The organism is Plantactinospora soyae, assembly GCF_014874095.1.
Taxonomy (GTDB): Bacteria; Actinomycetota; Actinomycetes; order Mycobacteriales; family Micromonosporaceae; genus Plantactinospora; species Plantactinospora soyae.
The window spans coordinates 955,655-970,639 of record NZ_JADBEB010000001.1; the positions used below are offsets into that span (position 1 = coordinate 955,655).

The 14,985-nt window shown below is 67.9% G+C and carries 18 protein-coding genes and 1 tRNA gene; 13 read left to right on the forward strand and 6 right to left on the reverse strand.

All coding sequences use genetic code 11. The features are described 5' to 3' along the window. Window positions 1–263 precede the first annotated feature (263 nt). The 10 genes from H4W31_RS04245 (at window position 264) to H4W31_RS04290 (ending at window position 8,509) form a co-directional block, all read left to right on the forward strand. The gene (locus H4W31_RS04245; RefSeq protein WP_192765446.1) at window positions 264–494 is read left to right on the forward strand and encodes a DUF6284 family protein; all 231 of its coding nucleotides are present in this window, start codon (window positions 264–266) and stop codon (window positions 492–494) included. Window positions 495–565: 71 nt separating this feature from the next. Then, window positions 566–733 carry a hypothetical protein gene (locus tag H4W31_RS04250; protein ID WP_225945384.1) on the forward strand — a complete coding sequence of 56 codons (168 nt, stop codon included), beginning with the start codon at window positions 566–568 and terminating at the stop codon, window positions 731–733. After that, a complete protein-coding gene (locus tag H4W31_RS04255) occupies window positions 733–1,557 on the forward strand; it encodes an ABC transporter permease (RefSeq protein ID WP_192765447.1) in 825 nt (274 codons plus the stop codon). Before H4W31_RS04250 ends, H4W31_RS04255 begins: the two co-directional genes overlap by 1 nt. Before the next feature lie 100 nt (window positions 1,558–1,657). Next, window positions 1,658–3,766, forward strand: coding sequence for a cell division protein FtsK (locus H4W31_RS04260; RefSeq protein WP_192765448.1), 2,109 nt, complete (start codon window positions 1,658–1,660; stop codon window positions 3,764–3,766). Between the two features lie 137 nt (window positions 3,767–3,903). After that, window positions 3,904–4,188 carry a hypothetical protein gene (locus H4W31_RS04265; protein ID WP_192765449.1) on the forward strand — a complete coding sequence of 95 codons (285 nt, stop codon included), beginning with the start codon at window positions 3,904–3,906 and terminating at the stop codon, window positions 4,186–4,188. Further along, window positions 4,185–4,481 carry a hypothetical protein gene (locus H4W31_RS04270; RefSeq protein ID WP_192765450.1) on the forward strand — a complete coding sequence of 99 codons (297 nt, stop codon included), beginning with the start codon at window positions 4,185–4,187 and terminating at the stop codon, window positions 4,479–4,481. The genes H4W31_RS04265 and H4W31_RS04270 overlap by 4 nt, the downstream gene beginning before the upstream one ends. 152 nt (window positions 4,482–4,633) lie before the next feature. Continuing rightward, complete coding sequence (locus tag H4W31_RS04275) at window positions 4,634–5,521, forward strand: bifunctional DNA primase/polymerase (protein ID WP_192765451.1); 888 nt, start codon at window positions 4,634–4,636, stop codon at window positions 5,519–5,521. Then, window positions 5,518–6,825, forward strand: coding sequence for a DUF3631 domain-containing protein (locus H4W31_RS04280; protein ID WP_192765452.1), 1,308 nt, complete (start codon window positions 5,518–5,520; stop codon window positions 6,823–6,825). The genes H4W31_RS04275 and H4W31_RS04280 overlap by 4 nt, the downstream gene beginning before the upstream one ends. Before the next feature lie 77 nt (window positions 6,826–6,902). After that, the gene (locus tag H4W31_RS04285) at window positions 6,903–7,112 is read left to right on the forward strand and encodes a helix-turn-helix transcriptional regulator (protein ID WP_192765453.1); all 210 of its coding nucleotides are present in this window, start codon (window positions 6,903–6,905) and stop codon (window positions 7,110–7,112) included. Then, entirely contained in the window at window positions 7,109–8,509 is a 1,401-nt protein-coding gene (locus H4W31_RS04290) for a tyrosine-type recombinase/integrase (RefSeq protein WP_192765454.1), read from the forward strand. Before H4W31_RS04285 ends, H4W31_RS04290 begins: the two co-directional genes overlap by 4 nt. Window positions 8,510–8,513: 4 nt before the next feature. On the opposite strand, the gene H4W31_RS04295 is transcribed toward H4W31_RS04290, so the two are convergent. From H4W31_RS04295 to H4W31_RS04305, 3 genes are all read right to left on the reverse strand, one after another. Then, window positions 8,514–9,008: a hypothetical protein gene (locus H4W31_RS04295; RefSeq protein ID WP_192765455.1), complete on the reverse strand. Its 495-nt coding sequence runs from the start codon at window positions 9,006–9,008 to the stop codon at window positions 8,514–8,516. Between the two features lie 317 nt (window positions 9,009–9,325). Then, window positions 9,326–9,775: a hypothetical protein gene (locus H4W31_RS04300; RefSeq protein WP_192765456.1), complete on the reverse strand. Its 450-nt coding sequence runs from the start codon at window positions 9,773–9,775 to the stop codon at window positions 9,326–9,328. A gap of 3 nt (window positions 9,776–9,778) precedes the next feature. Then, window positions 9,779–10,666, reverse strand: coding sequence for a TIR domain-containing protein (locus tag H4W31_RS04305; protein ID WP_192765457.1), 888 nt, complete (start codon window positions 10,664–10,666; stop codon window positions 9,779–9,781). A 548-nt stretch (window positions 10,667–11,214) separates the two neighbouring features. Between H4W31_RS04305 and H4W31_RS04310 the strand changes: the two genes are divergently transcribed. Beyond that, window positions 11,215–11,559, forward strand: coding sequence for a site-specific integrase (locus H4W31_RS04310; protein ID WP_318783014.1), 345 nt, complete (start codon window positions 11,215–11,217; stop codon window positions 11,557–11,559). A 121-nt stretch (window positions 11,560–11,680) separates the two neighbouring features. Here H4W31_RS04310 and H4W31_RS04315 read toward each other — a convergent pair. After that, window positions 11,681–11,764: transfer RNA gene (locus tag H4W31_RS04315), tRNA-Tyr, on the reverse strand. Between the two features lie 145 nt (window positions 11,765–11,909). On the opposite strand from H4W31_RS04315, the gene H4W31_RS04320 reads away from it, so the two are divergent. Beyond that, window positions 11,910–12,404, forward strand: coding sequence for a YajQ family cyclic di-GMP-binding protein (locus H4W31_RS04320; RefSeq protein ID WP_192765458.1), 495 nt, complete (start codon window positions 11,910–11,912; stop codon window positions 12,402–12,404). A gap of 131 nt (window positions 12,405–12,535) precedes the next feature. On the opposite strand, the gene H4W31_RS04325 is transcribed toward H4W31_RS04320, so the two are convergent. Further along, window positions 12,536–12,928, reverse strand: coding sequence for a hypothetical protein (locus tag H4W31_RS04325; protein ID WP_192765459.1), 393 nt, complete (start codon window positions 12,926–12,928; stop codon window positions 12,536–12,538). 441 nt (window positions 12,929–13,369) lie between these two features. On the opposite strand from H4W31_RS04325, the gene cutA reads away from it, so the two are divergent. Then, window positions 13,370–13,702, forward strand: coding sequence for a divalent-cation tolerance protein CutA (cutA, locus tag H4W31_RS04330; protein ID WP_192765460.1), 333 nt, complete (start codon window positions 13,370–13,372; stop codon window positions 13,700–13,702). Here cutA and H4W31_RS04335 read toward each other — a convergent pair. Then, window positions 13,626–14,870: a helix-turn-helix domain-containing protein gene (locus tag H4W31_RS04335; protein ID WP_192765461.1), complete on the reverse strand. Its 1,245-nt coding sequence runs from the start codon at window positions 14,868–14,870 to the stop codon at window positions 13,626–13,628. The two genes, cutA and H4W31_RS04335, sit on opposite strands and share 77 nt — an antisense overlap. Between the last annotated feature and the right edge of the window lie 115 nt (window positions 14,871–14,985).

Here is a 14,985-nt window from a genome sequence, read left to right on the forward strand (position 1 = left end):
TCCTGAGTAGTCAAGTCCTCACGCAACCCGTAGTCAAGGTGGTTCGCACCCCTCCCCCACGCGCGCACCCCGGAAAGCACCCCCCGACGCACCCACGCACCCCCCAAAGCACCCTGCCGGCTGCTGCTCAAGAGCGGTTTGCTTGGTGTCACAGCCAAGCCGAAGTCAATCCGAGCAACCCGGGCCTGCCGGGGAAGCACTTGACAGACCCGAAGTAGACATGTTCTATCTGAGCTAGGTCATGGCTACCCGAGAGGTGGACGATGGACAGGCACACGGACGAGCCCACTGCCGCAGATCTGGCCGCGATCGAGGCCGAATGGCCGCTGATCGAGGCTGAACTGTCCCTGCTGGATGCAGAGATCAGGGCGCTGTACACCGACGGAGGTCCGTCGCCGTTGGACCGGCGCCGGATTCGCCGAGCAGAGCAAGGGGTGATGCGGACCGCCGCCACGGTCGGCAGCCCGGTCACGTCGACCCGGCTCGCGGCGTAGGTGGTTCCCCCGATGACGCGTCGCTACCCGGTCCCGGCTCCGGTCGAAGACTCCAGATTCAGGTCGGCCTGGTGACGGACCTTGCCGAAGTGCTGGCCGCGCACGGCTACCCCGCGATCACCGGGGAGCAGTACGACGGCCAGGGCCCCGACCTGCTCGGCCTGCAAATGGCCCTGTACCGGCTGATCTACACCACCCCCGCAACCGGCAACACCGGTCTGACCCGAGAGGACGCCTGATGACCACCCCGACCCTGAACAGCGCCTACCCCCGCTCCATGGAAGACCTGCTGCCGGCCGCTCGGGACCTGGCCGAACGGACCGGCGAACTTCCCTCCCGGAACCGGCTGATGAAGGAGTTCAAGGTAGGCGGACCCAAGGCCCGCGCCATCCTGTCCGCCCTCCGGCAACCGCTACCCGACGCCTCTCCGGTGACGAGCGAGCCCAGCGGAGAGACCTCGCAGACCCGGCCGGAGACCGAAGCGGACCCGGGTTCGGACTCGTCACCGGAAGTCGCCTCGCCGGTCGAGAAGACCGTGATCGACGGCACGGCGTCGGAGTCGTCGCCGCTGCCTACCCCGTCCGTAGATCCGGGCGCCAGCGTCATCCCCGAACGAGTACGCAAGCCGCGCCCGCCGGTGCGGTCATGGGTGCTGCTGCTGTTGGCCGCGCCCGCGTTCGTGGCTATCTGGTCCGGGTGGGTCGGGCTCGGTGGACTCACCGGGTTCGGCGTGGTTCACCCCCTGCCGGGCATCTGGGACTCGCTGAGCATCAACAGCGCGATCACCCTGCCCATCGGCGTCGAGGCGTACGCGGCGTACGCCCTGCGGGCATGGCTCTCCGGCGACGCCGTACCGGTCCGTGCCCGCAAGTTCGCCCGGGTTTCCGGCATCGGCTCACTGATGCTCGGCGCGCTCGGGCAGATCGCCTACCACCAGATGACCGCCGCTGGGATGACTTCCGCTCCGGCGTGGATCACGACGGTCGTCGCCTGCCTCCCCGTCGCCGTGCTCGGCATGGGCGCCGCACTGGCTCACCTGCTCCACACGAACGACCAGCCCTGATTTCGCCCGGCGGCGCGGCCCATCGGCCTCGCAAACCGCGCCGCGCCGCCGGCCCCTCCGATCCGAGATCCACAGAACCCCTGATGGAGGAACCCTCATCATGGCAAGCAATCCTGAGGAACGCTTCGACTGGGAGGCTGCCGAAGCCGACCTGAACCGGCCGACCGACGCCGCCGGCACGCACTTCGACGTAGCGCTCGACGAGGCGCCACAGCCGGGCGGCGCCCTGGTCGACGTACCGCCGTCCGGGTCGGACGGGCGCAGGCCGATCGTGCCGACCAGCCTGCGGGGGTGGGGGAACCTGCGCGCGTCGGTGCGCTACGCCGCCGGGCTCACCGCCTACCGCGCCGGCTACCACGCGTTGCGCTCGCCCTGGTACGCCGTGCAGGCCGGATTCTGGTCCAGCATTGGCCTGTTCCGGTTGCTCGGGCGTCAGCTCCGTTGGTGGTGGTTGTCCGAGCAGTACGGGCTACGCCAGGCGGCTGCCGACGCGAAGGACGCGCACCTGTGGTTGAAGCTGCACCGGGAGGTCAAGGCAACCCGGGCATGGCGCGGCACCGTGCTCGCCGCCGAGCTGGCCACGCTCGGAATCGGTGGGCCGGTGCTGTGGCCCCTCGCCCCGTGGTGGGCGAAGACGGCCGCCGCCGTAGTCGGCGTGTCCTACCTCGCCCACATCGGGCGACCGGCCGACCGCCGGATCATCAGCCCTGCCACCGTCGCCGGTCGGTTCCGGCGGGTGAACCCGGACATCATCCTTCGTGCCTACTACGCCGCCGGCCTGGGGCATCCGGACCGGCCGAACCAGCAGATCACCTTCGGTTCGACGATGGCCCGCGACGCGTCGGGCACCGGCTCACAGGTGTTGATCGATCTGCCGTTCAACGGCAAGACGTGGGAAGACGTTCTCAAAGCCAAGCCCGCGATCGCGGCCGGCATGGACGTGTCGGTCAATCAGGTGTTCGTGACCCGTGACCCGTCCTCCCATCGGCGACACCTGCTGTTCGTCGCCGACCGCGACCCGCTCGCCGTTGCGGCGGGCAAGACGCCGCTGCTGGACGGCAAGGTGCGGGACATCTGGACCGAAGCGCCGTTCGGACTGGACGAGCGAGGCCGCAAGGTCAACCTCGCCCTGATGTGGATCTCGGTCCTGATCGGTGCGCAGCCACGCAAGGGCAAGACGTTCGCCACTCGCCTGCTGGCGCTGTTCGCCGCTCTCGACCCGTACGTGACGCTACTGGTCGCGGACGGCAAGATGTCGGCCGACTGGGACAAGTTCCGCCTGGTCGCGCACCGGTACGTCTGCGGCGCGGTGCCCAACAGCCGCGACAACGACCCGATCCCGCACCTGCTCGACATGCTCCGCGAGATCAAGCAGCACATCGAGCAGGTCAACGACTTCCTTGCCAAGCTGCCGACCTCGGAGTGCCCCGAAGGGAAGATCACCCGCGAGCTGTCCCGGAAGTACCCGCAGCTGCGGGTGTGGCTACTGGTCATGGAGGAGTTTCAGACCTACTTCGAGACCGACGACCAGGACGTGAACAAGGAGATTGCCGGCCTGCTGTCGTTCATCATGGCCGTCGGCCCGTCGGCCGGCGTGATCATCTTGTCGTCCAGCCAGAAGCCGTCCGGTGTCGGTGCCGGGGACGTGGCGCGGCTGTTCAACCGTTACCGCGACAACCACGGCGTCCGGTTCGCACTCAAGTGCGGCAACCGGGTCGTCTCGGAGGCGATCCTCGGCGGGGACGCCTACGCCGAAGGGTTCGACGCCTCCACCCTGCCCAACGGTGTCCCCTACCGAGGCGTAGGCATCCTCTACGGCGCCTCGGACGACACCGCCACCGTCCGGACCTATCTCGCCGACCACACCGACGCGGAGAAGATCCTCACCGCTGCCCGCAAGCACCGGGAACGGGCCGGAACCCTGACCGGCGACGCCGCCGGGGAAACCGTCGCCCGAGAGGTCCGCGACGTTCTCGCCGACGTACGTGCGGTGTTCCACCCGGGGGAACCCGGCCTGCACTGGACGACAATCGCCGCGCGGATGGCCGAGCAGATGCCCGAGCACTACGCCGACCTGACCGCCGATGCCGCTTCGGCGCTGCTCCGCGAGCACGTACCGAGCGTGAGCGTCAAGGTTCGCGGAACTGTCAACCGGGGCGCCCGGGTCAAGGACCTGAACGACGCGATCACCCGACGCAAGAGCGCCTGATCGGTAACGGCGGCGCTGCTACCAGGTAGCGCCGCCGCTACCCACCCCGCTACCACCCTGGCCAGCCGCTACCCACACCGGTAGCGGGTAGCGCCAGCAGCCTCGTGCACCCAAAAACCGGCCTCAGGAGGCTTTCCGTGGCACCCCTCGCCGCTACCGCTACCCCCGCACTCCCCCACGACGCAGCCGCCGCCGCTCTCCTCCTACTCGCCCTGCTCGCAATCACTCTCGGCTACCTGGCCACGTGCTGGATCTTCCCTTTCGTCGCCTGCCGAGGCTGTCACGGCACCGGCAAGCGCCGCGCACCGTTCGGCCGTGCCTTCCGGCTCTGCTCCCGCTGCGACGGGGACGGTTACCGGCTACGCCCCGGTCGCCTGGTCCTCAACTACCTGCGCAACCTGCACGACAAGGGAACCCGATGACTCACCACACCGGACACACCGGCTGGTGCGCTCAAGACCACCGGTGCAACCTCACCAAGCACCGTTCCGAAGAGATCATCGTGAACCTGCCGGGCTACGGCCGAGCCGTGCTGGTCCGCGTCCATACCGACAGCGGCACCGAACACGCCGAGCTGCGGCTACGGGTGGCGCTGGCCCCGACGGAGCCAGCCGCCCGCCGGCAACTGGCCGCGATCCTGACCAGCGCCCGGAACCTGGTCACCCGCGCCGCCGCGATCGGCTACCCCCGACCCGAACGGCGGACCGCCCGATGACCATCCCCGACCGATCTGCGAACCCGGCCGCCGCTGTCCGCGCGGCCCGTGGCTGGCCGATGTGCGGCGCCGGTTGCGGCTGGCCGGTCGACCCGGCCAGCGGTACCGACCGACACCCGACCTGCCAACCCGATCCGCCGAAGGGAGAGACCGTGTCCGATCTGCTTGACCCGGCGCTGCGGTACGCCGCGCAGGGCTGGCCGGTGTTCATGCTCGCCCGGTCCAAGCGCCCGGTAGCGAACTGCCGGCCGTGCGCGGACACGGACGACAGCCACGACCCAGCCGCCTGTGACTGCCTGACCTGTCACGGCTTCTACGCCGCGACCACCGACCCGCTACGCGTCGCCGGCATCGTCGCCGCTGTCCCCGGCGGACAACTCGCGCTGCGGACCGGCGCCAGGTCCGGCCTGGTGGTGGTCGACGTCGACCCGTGCCACGGTGGCGACGACACCATGACCGCCCTGATCCGCTCCGGCCTGCTACCGCCCACCGCGCATGTCGTCACCGGCTCGGCGGGACGGCACCTGTACTACCGCCACCCCGGAAGGCCGGTGCGATGCAGTCAGGGCAAGCCCGGTGTCGGGCTCGGTCCCGGTATCGACGTCAAGGCCGACGGCGGATACGTCGTTCTTCCACCGTCGGTCCACCCGCGCACCGGCCGCCCGTACCTGTGGGTACCGGGTCGGCAGATGGAGGAGATGCCTCCCGCGCTGGTCGAGGCATGCGAACCGGCGCCGCCGGCCCCCGCACCGCCCCGGCCTACCGGACCGATCAGCACCCGCACGGCGGAAGGCATCTCCCATCCCGAGCGACTTCTCGCCGCACACCTCGACGCCGTGGCCAGCGCCCCGGAAGGCGCTCGCCGGACCACGTTGTACGGCGCGGCCCGTGGCGTGGCCCGGATGGTCGCCGCCCACGCCATCGACCAGGCCGACGCCGTCACCGCGCTCACCAACGCCGGACGGCAGGCCGAGCAGAGCGACCGGGACATCCGCGCCGCCATCCGTGGCGGATTCCACGCCGAAGGAGTCACAGCATGAACCAGAACACCTCGTCGACCGGCCGCCGGATCGACGGCGCGGCGATCCTGGACGACCTCCATGCCTGCCTCACCCGGTACGTCATCCTCCCCTCCGCCGAAGCCGTTGACGCAGTCGTGTTGTGGATCGCGGCCAGCCACGCACAGACCGCATGGGCGCACGCACCCCGCCTCGTCATCCGGGCACCCGAGAAGCGGTGCGGCAAATCCCGACTCCTCGACGTGGTGGAAGGCACCTGCCACAACCCGCTGATCACAGTCAACGCCAGTCCGGCCGCCGTCTACCGCGCCATCGGCACCGACCACCCGCCAACCCTCCTCGTCGACGAGGCGGACACCATCTTCGGCGGGAAGAACGCCGAAGCCAACGAAGACCTACGCGGCCTGCTCAACGCCGGACACCAGCGCAACCGGCCCGCCATCCGGTGGGACAACAACACCCACAGCCTGGAGAAAATCCCGACGTTCGCCATGGCAGCGCTCGCCGGTATCGGCGCCATGCCCGACACCATCGAAGACCGCGCCGTAGTCGTCCGCATGCGCCGCCGCGCACCGGGCGAGACGGTCGCGCCATACCGGCACCGTCGCGACAGTCCCGCGCTGCGTCGCCTCGCCGAGCGGCTGACCGAATGGCTCGGCGCTCACCTGGCCGATCTGGAAGCGGCAGAGCCGAGCATGCCGGTCGAAGACCGCGCCGCCGACACCTGGGAACCCCTCGTAGCTGTCGGCGATCTGGCCGGGAGCAGCTGGCCGCAACGCGCCCGCCTGGCGGTCACCACCCTCACCGCGGAATCCGACGACGCAGGGAACGTGTCCAACCGCGTCCGGCTGCTGACCGACATCCGGACCGCGTTCACGGTGCTGGGCGAACCGCCGGCCGCCGCTACCAACGAGCTGCTGACCGTGCTCAACGGCGACCAGGAGGCGCCCTGGTCGGACAGCGGACCCTCCGGGCTGACCGGAAAGCGACTCGGCGACCTGCTCCGCGACTTCGGCATCACGTCGACCACGCTCCGGTTCCCGGTCGGGCAGGCCAAGGGATACACCCGCGATGCCTTCACCGACGCCTGGAACCGGTACTGCTCGGCATCGCCGGCCGACCAACGCGAGACAGCCTCCACCGGGGTATCCGTCCCATCCGTACCAACCTCGTTTCCCCAGGTCATCCCTGGTACGGATTCGCTACCTGGTACGCATCAATCCGTACCAGCGAACCAATCCGTACCAGCCCTGAGCAGCCAAAACGAGCTTGGTACGCATGGGACGGATACCCCCCGGCCACGCGTCACCGGAAGCCGGGCATGACCACCCGACCAGCCGCCGAACCGGCCTCCTCAGAAGCCTTGCGAGCACTCGGCCACCCCGAGGGAGGACACCCGCCGATGACCGCCCTACCGCAGCGCACCATCCCCACCGGCAACCTGCTCACCCTCACTGAAGTCCTGGACGAACTGCGCGTACCTCGGTCGACCTTCTTCCGCTGGAAGGCCACCGGCCGCGCACCCCGAACCATCAAATACCCCAACGGCAGCCTCTACGTCCGTCGCCGCGACCTAGACACCTGGCTCAACGACCACGAGGAGGCAGCATGAGCACCTACGACGTGCGGGTGCACGGCATCCTGAAAAACCAACTCGCCAAGGGCTATTCGTACGTGGTCCGGTGGAAGGTTGCCGGCCGGGCGTTCCGCAAGACGTTCGCGACCCGCGCTCTCGCCGAGAGCTTCCGGTCGAAATTGGTTGTGGCGCAACGCGAAGGCGTGGCGTTCGATGCGGCCACCGGTCTGTCTGAGCCCATGGCGCGCGCCGCCAACACCCGTTCCTGGTACGACCACGCAGTGGCGTACGTCGACATGAAGTGGCCCCGGGCATCGGCCAAGCACCGTAAGGGCATCGCCGAGACGCTGGCCACCGTCACGCCGGCCCTGTTGGCGACAGACCGGGGCGTGCCCAACGACAAGGCACTACGTGCCGCGCTGTACGGGTGGGTGTTCAACAAGACCCGCCGGGACGCCGGGGAGCCGCCCGCCGACCTGGCCGCCGCCGTGCGCTGGCTCAAGGGCAACACGGTCGACCTGGCCGCGCTCACCGATGCCGCACTGGTCCGTAAGGCACTCGACACGCTCTCGCTGCGGATGGACGGCGCGCCCGCGTCACCCAGCACGATCGCCCGAAAGCGGGCCGTCTTCTCCGGCGCGCTCAAGTACGCCGTAGAGCTGCGGCTACTCGATACGCACCCGATGTCCCTGGTTAGTTGGACTGCCCCGAAGACAGCCGATGAGATCGACCGACGGGCCGTGGTCAACCCCGACCAGGCACGGGCACTACTCGCCGAGGTGGGGCGCAGCGTGCCCGAACTGGAAGCGTTCTTCGGGTGCATGTACTACTCGGCGCTGCGCCCGGAAGAAGTGCTTCACCTTCGCGATGACGAGTACGAACGGCCCAAGCGGCGTGGCGGGTGGGGGGTGCTGCACCTGACCGGCTCGACGGTCGCCGTGGGTCGCGATTGGGGTGACGGAGACAGCACCACGGAGCGGCGTGGACTCAAGCACCGGGCGAAGACAGCCACCCGGGACGTGCCCGTGCCACCTCCACTGGTGTGCCTCCTTGACCGCCATATCAGGGAGTACCCGCCAGGTGCGAACGGCCGACTGTTCGTGACCCGTCGCGGTCCCGGTGGCCGCTACGTCCCGACGGCCGGCCAGCCGATTCCGAACAACACCTACGGGAAAGCTTGGCGCGACGCGCGGGCAGTGGTCCTCACATCGGCTCAGCAGCGCTCGCCGCTCGCTCGGCGTCCGTATGACCTACGTCACGCCGCTGTCTCGCTCTGGCTCAACGCCGGGGTACCGGCGACGCAGGTTGCCGAGTGGGCCGGGCACAGCGTGCACGTCCTGATGCGGGTGTACGCGAAGTGCGTCTACGGCCAGGAGGAAGCCGCCCGCCGCCGTATCGAGGCAGCATTGCGAGAGGGAGGCATCACCCTTTAATACGCTAGCCGTGCCTTAGGTCCTCATGCATGACCATGCTGAGGCCGGCGAGCGCGGCGGTCACTTCCTTCACATCGCCCTTCTGCCCCTGCCTGGTGAACTCGCCTACCACGCTGACCACCCTCTGGTACTCGGCCGACATAGCTAAACCAGCCAGAACCGCGATCTCAGAACGAAGCCGACCAATCGCCATAAACTGAGAGAGTTGCTTGTCAGTTAGCTCACGGATCTCGGCTACCTGTTCAGGCGACTGTTCGACTGCCCGCTCAAGCGAGCTTCGTCGGATGGACGTCTCGACGGCACTTGTGAACACGTCGAGGGTCTTGATGTACAGAGCTTGCTTGTCCACCCGAAGCTGGCGGCGGGCCTCGCTGTCAAACTGGTCATTCAGAACCCGCTCCTGGCTCCTTCGAGCGGAAGCCGCCGTCCACACGCTTCCAACGATGCCCGCGAGACCTACAACCCCGGTCGCCACCGGAGACAACCATTCCCATGCCACCGGCCTATGGTGTCGCGTGGTGGCAAGGCGTCGCCGCGGCGACACGTATGCGACACGGCCAGCGAGATCGAGTGGGTTAGACCGAGACTGAGCGGGACTCACGAAAGAGGCCCCTGGCCAGCGTTCGCGCTGGTCAGGGGCCCTCTTTGTGCACCTTCTGGCGGATAGGGGATTCGAACCTCTGAAGCTTCGCGACGGATTTACAGGGAGCACTCGACCTTGACTGGGCGGATGCCGTCTACCAGGCTCTCTGTCGATCTTCTAGCCCGGTGGGCCAGTGTTCCCTCATGCTCCCACGGGTGGCTCCTACCGAGCTGCTACACCGCGAACCTTGAACCGCAGACGAGACAGTGGTACGGGCCACTGCCATCGGGCACCTTGATCGGCTCGTAGGCGTGACAGGGCGAGGTGATGATGTGCATGTCATCGAGCTCGACCAGTGCCACAGGGACGTTTGGTGTGTCACCTTCGGCCTTGAAGGAGATGTACTTGGATCTCCTGAAGGTCTGTTCCAGCTCGTCCTGTAGGGACCGCATGATCGCTGGGCTCGCCGAGCCGTGGATGAAGTCGAGTTGTTCGTGAGTCCACCAGGAGTCGTGGTCCGCGGGTACACCGCAGTGGGGGCAGAAATACGACGGCGGTGGCCCGTGGCCCTCAGCCTCCTCGTTGGCCGGTCCGTTGTGCCACTTAAACTGCTGCTCGCAGTGAGGACACTCACGGCGAAGGAAACCATCGACATCGAGTGGAAGTTGTATCGAAATATCCATTTTCTACTCGCTTAGAAATAGCTCTTCATCGATGGCAATGCCATCGACAGTCTTGCCGATGACATTGATAGTGAAGTACGACGTGGACCTACTGCCCATGGTGCGGGGCATGCGCCTCACGCGTACGGACTTGCCTCCAGGAAGCTTCGGTACGGGAAACTCGCTACTCTCCTTATGAAGGAGAATGTCAGCGTCGGCACTCACGTCAAGATCGTAAACATCGCCGGGGCCATGATTTGTGATTTCGATGGCACCGAATTTTCTACTACCGTTATCGATGACCCTGGCGTCGAGACGGGGTGCAGTCGGAGCGCTGGACGACGGCAACTTCCTTCCTAAGGGAAGCCCTTTTCCGGGCGCTGCGGGCGGCTCCAATTCTCCGGCCTCGTGCCAGTCTCGTCCGGAGATGTCCACTGTGCATCCAGCAGTCCGCAGCCGTTCTGCAAGATCTTGGCGTCTTGACACGGTGTTGTTGAGCCGAACAACATGCCGTCCATGAATGTCACTGAATACGCGAACTTGGCCGAGTTCCACGATAATTGTGCGTTCCGGGGCGCGCCCCATCGCCATGCCAGCCTCGAAGAGAACGTTTGGGCGCGGCTGACCTTTCGGCTCAGTGTCCGGGTCGCCGTCGTAGGTCAAGCTCGGATGCAGATAGGCAATATCGTCAGGCGTTTCAAGCACAACTACCGCCTGAGCCGCACCAAAGGCCGCATCCAGGACCTCTCCGATATAAGGCGAACCCTTGCCCGTCAGTTCAAGTGCCTGAGACCACTCGATTGGAGTGAGTCCGATTGACCGCAAGAAGGCAAACAGGGCTTTTCGGGCAGATTCGTTCCTGCCATGGATGACGAAAACCTTCCGAGCATCAGGAACGCTGACATCGGTCATGAAAACTTTCCTTCTGTGGGTCGATAGTCATCAACAAGCTACAGCAGGGCTACGTCAATACTGGACACTTCGCAATGCCACAGAAGGCTATGAATTCTTCTGGCTTGTTTCAGTACGCTTCGGGAGCACTTGTCATCGTTTACCCTGTTTATGAGTTGTCGAGAGCACCGCCGACGCGTCATTGATTCCGGCGTCGCGCCATCGATGCAGTTCGTGTAGACGCAGAGCAGGACCGCGACGCTGCTGCCCGAGTCGCCGGGCGACCTCGGTTGCCGGGACGCCGGCGTTGAGCCAGAGCGAGTCGGCGGTGAGCCGCATGTCGTCCAGCCGCTCTGCCGCACAGAGCGCTTCCTCTACGCCTTCGTAAGTTCCCTGGTCGCCGGAGGAGCCGAGCCAGCGCGGCACCTCCAGGGGCCACGCTGCTGGCAAGCTGCGCCGACATCTCGGCGTCAAGTCTCCGGAGTATGTCGACCAGCTCAGCCGCGATCTGCGGCGCGGCATAGCCCGCGAAGACGCTGCACGCTGGTCTGTGACCCGTCGCGGTCCCGGTGGCCGCTACGTCCCCGACCGCCGGCCAGCCGATCCCGAACAACACCTACGGGAAAGCGTGGCGCGACGCGCGGGCAATGGTCCTCACCCCGGTCCAGCAGCGCTCCCCGCTGGCACGCCGGCCGTACGACCTACGGCACGCCGCTGTGTCGCTCTGGCTCAACGCCGGGATACCGGCGACCCAGGTAGCCGAATGGGCCGAACACAGCGTGCACGTTCTCATGCGGGTCTACGCCCGGTGCGTCTACGGCCAAGAGGAAGCGGCGCGACGCCAGATCGAGACGGCATTAGCTCAGTCGAAGCCCGAAGAGACGCCGCCGCCCGAGCAGGCCAAACCGCGCTGATCTCGGCGACACGTATGCGACACGACGAGCGAGATCGAGCGGTTCGGGGCGAGACTGAGCGGGACTCGCAGAAGAGGCCCCTGACCGGCGTTCGCGCTGGTCAGGGGCCTCTTCTTGCACCTGGTGGCGGGTAGAGGATTCGAACCTCTGAAGCTTTCGCGACGGATTTACAGTCCGCTCCCATTGGCCGCTCGGGCAACCCGCCAGGGCGTGCCGCCACGTACAACGCGGCAGCGGAAGCAAGGATAGCGGTTGCATCGGGCAGTCGCGCAAGCGGGTACGGTCGGCATGTCGGACCGCCGCCCGGCGGCACCGGCCTACCTTCATGTCGTATACAGCAGGAGCGGATCATGGCAGCGAACCCGTCGTTCGACATCGTCAGCAAGGTCGACCGGCAGGAGATCGACAACGCCCTCCGGCAGACGGAGAAGGAGCTCTCCACCCGCTTCGACTTCCGTGGCACCGGCGCCGACATCTCCTGGTCGGGCGAGGAGGGGATCAGCCTCCAGGCCGAGACCGAGGAGCGGGTCAAGGCGGCCCTGGAGGTCTTCAAAGAGAAGCTGGTGAAGCGGAACATCTCGCTGAAGTCCCTGGACGCCGGCGAGGCGCGCCCGTCCGGCAAGGTGCACAAGATCGACTGCAAGGTCATCCAGGGCATCGACTCCGACAAGGCCAAGGCGATCAGCAAGAAGATCCGCGACGAGGGCCCCAAGGGCGTACAGGCGCAGATCCAGGGCGACCAGCTTCGGGTGACCGGCAAGAAGAAGGACGACCTCCAGGCCATCATCTCCCTGCTGAAGACCGAGGACTTCGGCCTCGCGCTCCAGTTCACCAACTACCGCTGATATCCGCCCGATCCGTGCCCGTGGCCTGCGCCGGAGCCGGCCGCCAAGATCACGGGCACCGATCGGGCGCAACGCATGATGGCGCCGCCGCCAGGGCCGGGCCCTCCCCCGCCGCTCGCCGAGGGGCGGGGCTACTCCATGCCGGTAATCCGGCGCAGGTCCTCGGCTGTCGGAGTCGCAGACGGCATCAGGATCGCGACCGACGGCGGAACGTAGCCGTCCTGGACGACCTCCAGCCAGGTCCCGGCGAGCTGGATCCGGCCGCAGTCCGGCAGGCCACACGGCCGGCAGCCGTCAACCCCGCGCGGCCAGTGCGCCGTCATTGTCTGCCGCGCCACGACGGTGACGAGCTGCCGGCGGTCCGCCGGAACGACCCGGTCCGTGATGACGACCCACAGCGCCCACTCGGCTGTCGGGCACCAGGCGTCCCGGCAGCCGCCGCAGTGCCGTCCCTCGGCGTGCGCGGTGATCGTGGCCCACGCCCAGTCGATGGCCAGCCCCGGCGCGCTCTCCTGTGGGCTCACTCGTACGGCCCCCAGCCGGGCCGCCACGGGCCCCGGGGATGCTCCCGCCACCACACTTCAACGCGCGGTCGGGCCGGCGGCGCTGCTGCCCGCCGGGCGTCGACCGCCGCTCGCCATCGGGCCCTCAGCCTCGTCAGTATCCGCACGCCACGCTCCTTCCCGGTCGTGGCGCCCCGGATCCCCGATCACGGAGCGCCACTCTCCACCTGATTCGGCGCCGGCCCTGGGCTCCGGGGGATGGAACCCCCGGGCCGGCCGGGACGCGTACCGATCAACGCGTCCCACCGCGCGGGTTGCGACTGATGCGACGAAACACCGCCCGCGCGCCTTCGAACAGCCTGTACGGCGTCAGACCCGAGTGGGGTCGTCGGCGTGTCCTCTGACTGTCCGCCCCCGCTATCGCCGGCTGTCCGCGGACAGCCGGACGGCTAGGCTGCCCGGGTGACCGACTATCTCCAGGTGGCCACCGCGACCGCGACCCGCGAAGCGGCGTTGGCGCTCGCCGAGTACGCCATTGGGGCACGGCTGGCCGGCAACGCGCAGGTGATCGGCCCGGTGACGTCTGTGTTCTGGCACCTCGGCGAGCAGGGCACCGGGGAAGAGTGGCGGCTGCTCCTCTACACCACGACCGCTCGCTACGCGGAGCTGGAAGCGGCGCTGCTGGACCGTCATCCCTGGGACAACCCGCAGGTGACCGCTACCCCGATCGTGGCGGGATCTCCGGCCTGTCTGAGTTGGCTGTCCGAGTCCGTCGCCGACGGGTCTGGTCACTGACCAAGCCGCGCAGCCTGGTGACGCAGGGCATCGCCGTATAGGGGCCGAGGCGGCCGACGAACGCTTCGATTCGCTGGCCGGGGCGGATCGAGCCCACGTCGGCGGAGAGTCGAACCGCCCGCTCGGCGACCGTGCACCCCTGCTCGACCTCGTTCGCGTCCAGGTAGGCGTCGGCCAGCCAGGACAGGTACAGCGCCTTGTCGCGGGCGTGGGTGTCCTCGTAGCGCCCGAGCACAGCTTCGAGAACGGCGATGGCCCGTACTGGTCGACGCAGCACAGCCCAGCATCGGCCGGTCATGATCTCCGCCTCCCGGCGGTCCACCCAGTACACCCAGTCGGGTTCGGGCCGGTCGTCCTGCTCGGTCAGGCACGTCTCGGCGAGGGCGAGAAGCCGTTCCGTGTCGTCCGCCTGTCCGTTGACAGCGTGGATCCAGGCCCGACGCAGGTGCAGCAGCGCCCGCACGGCAGGGGTCGCCGCCGCCTCGGCGATGTCGCACGCTGCGGCGATCGTGTCCGTCCCGGAGCGACCGAGCGCCAATTCCTGGTAGGCGAGAAACACCATGGCGTTGCCGGCGAGCGACGGGTTTCCGGCGTCGTGGGCTACGGCGAGGCTGGTCCGGTACATCTGCTCCGCGTCCCCGTAGCGTCCCGCGTCGAACGCCGCCCAGCCGGCCATCTGCGCCTGCTCGGCGAAGACGGAGAGCAGCGCGCGGCCGGTGGTGTCCGGGTAGCTACCGTCCCTGAGAAGTCGCAGGGTCGAGTCCAGCTCGGCCGCGTACATCGCGAACGTGTCCGCTCCGCCGAGGTAGTCGTCGAGCCGCCGGAGCCGGGCGGTCCGAGCGGCGATCTGGTGGGGCACCTCGGCACCGACTCGGCGGCCATGGCTCAGGATCGTCTGTGGCAGGGCAACGGCCAGCCCGGCTCGGGCGATGACCTCCCGCCGCCGCATGCCCGTCGCGGCCATCGCCACGAGCTCGCCGCCCGCGCCGAGGGCGTCATCGAGCCGCCGGGCCGCCTGCGGCGTGGGTTGTTTCACGCCGGTCTCCAGCTCGTGCAGGTAGCTCTTGCCGTAGTACGCCACCCGGGCCAGTTCGCGTAGCGACATGTCCCGTTCGGTGCGCAACCGGCGTAACACGGCAGCGAATCCCGAGTCAGTGGCTTCAGGCATCGACGCTCCCAGGTTGCGGTCTGGGTGGCGTCCCGTCGGCCGCCGCGCCGACGAGCCGCCACTCCGGACGGTACACGCAGGAACACTGTTGCGATTGGCCCGCAGCACGTGTTCG

Excerpts from the sequence above, each read along its gene's own strand:
- H4W31_RS04245 (WP_192765446.1), top strand. The coding sequence starts at position 264 with ATGGACAGGCACACGGACGAGCCCACTGCCGCAGATCTGGCCGCGATC.
- H4W31_RS04255 (WP_192765447.1), top strand. The coding sequence starts at position 733 with ATGACCACCCCGACCCTGAACAGCGCCTACCCCCGCTCCATGGAAGAC.
- H4W31_RS04260 (WP_192765448.1), top strand. The coding sequence starts at position 1,658 with ATGGCAAGCAATCCTGAGGAACGCTTCGACTGGGAGGCTGCCGAAGCC.
- H4W31_RS04270 (WP_192765450.1), top strand. The coding sequence starts at position 4,185 with ATGACTCACCACACCGGACACACCGGCTGGTGCGCTCAAGACCACCGG.
- H4W31_RS04280 (WP_192765452.1), top strand. The coding sequence starts at position 5,518 with ATGAACCAGAACACCTCGTCGACCGGCCGCCGGATCGACGGCGCGGCG.
- H4W31_RS04285 (WP_192765453.1), top strand. The coding sequence starts at position 6,903 with ATGACCGCCCTACCGCAGCGCACCATCCCCACCGGCAACCTGCTCACC.
- H4W31_RS04290 (WP_192765454.1), top strand. The coding sequence starts at position 7,109 with ATGAGCACCTACGACGTGCGGGTGCACGGCATCCTGAAAAACCAACTC.
- H4W31_RS04300 (WP_192765456.1), bottom strand. The coding sequence starts at position 9,775 with ATGGATATTTCGATACAACTTCCACTCGATGTCGATGGTTTCCTTCGC.
- H4W31_RS04305 (WP_192765457.1), bottom strand. The coding sequence starts at position 10,666 with ATGACCGATGTCAGCGTTCCTGATGCTCGGAAGGTTTTCGTCATCCAT.
- H4W31_RS04320 (WP_192765458.1), top strand. The coding sequence starts at position 11,910 with ATGGCAGCGAACCCGTCGTTCGACATCGTCAGCAAGGTCGACCGGCAG.
- H4W31_RS04335 (WP_192765461.1), bottom strand. The coding sequence starts at position 14,870 with ATGCCTGAAGCCACTGACTCGGGATTCGCTGCCGTGTTACGCCGGTTG.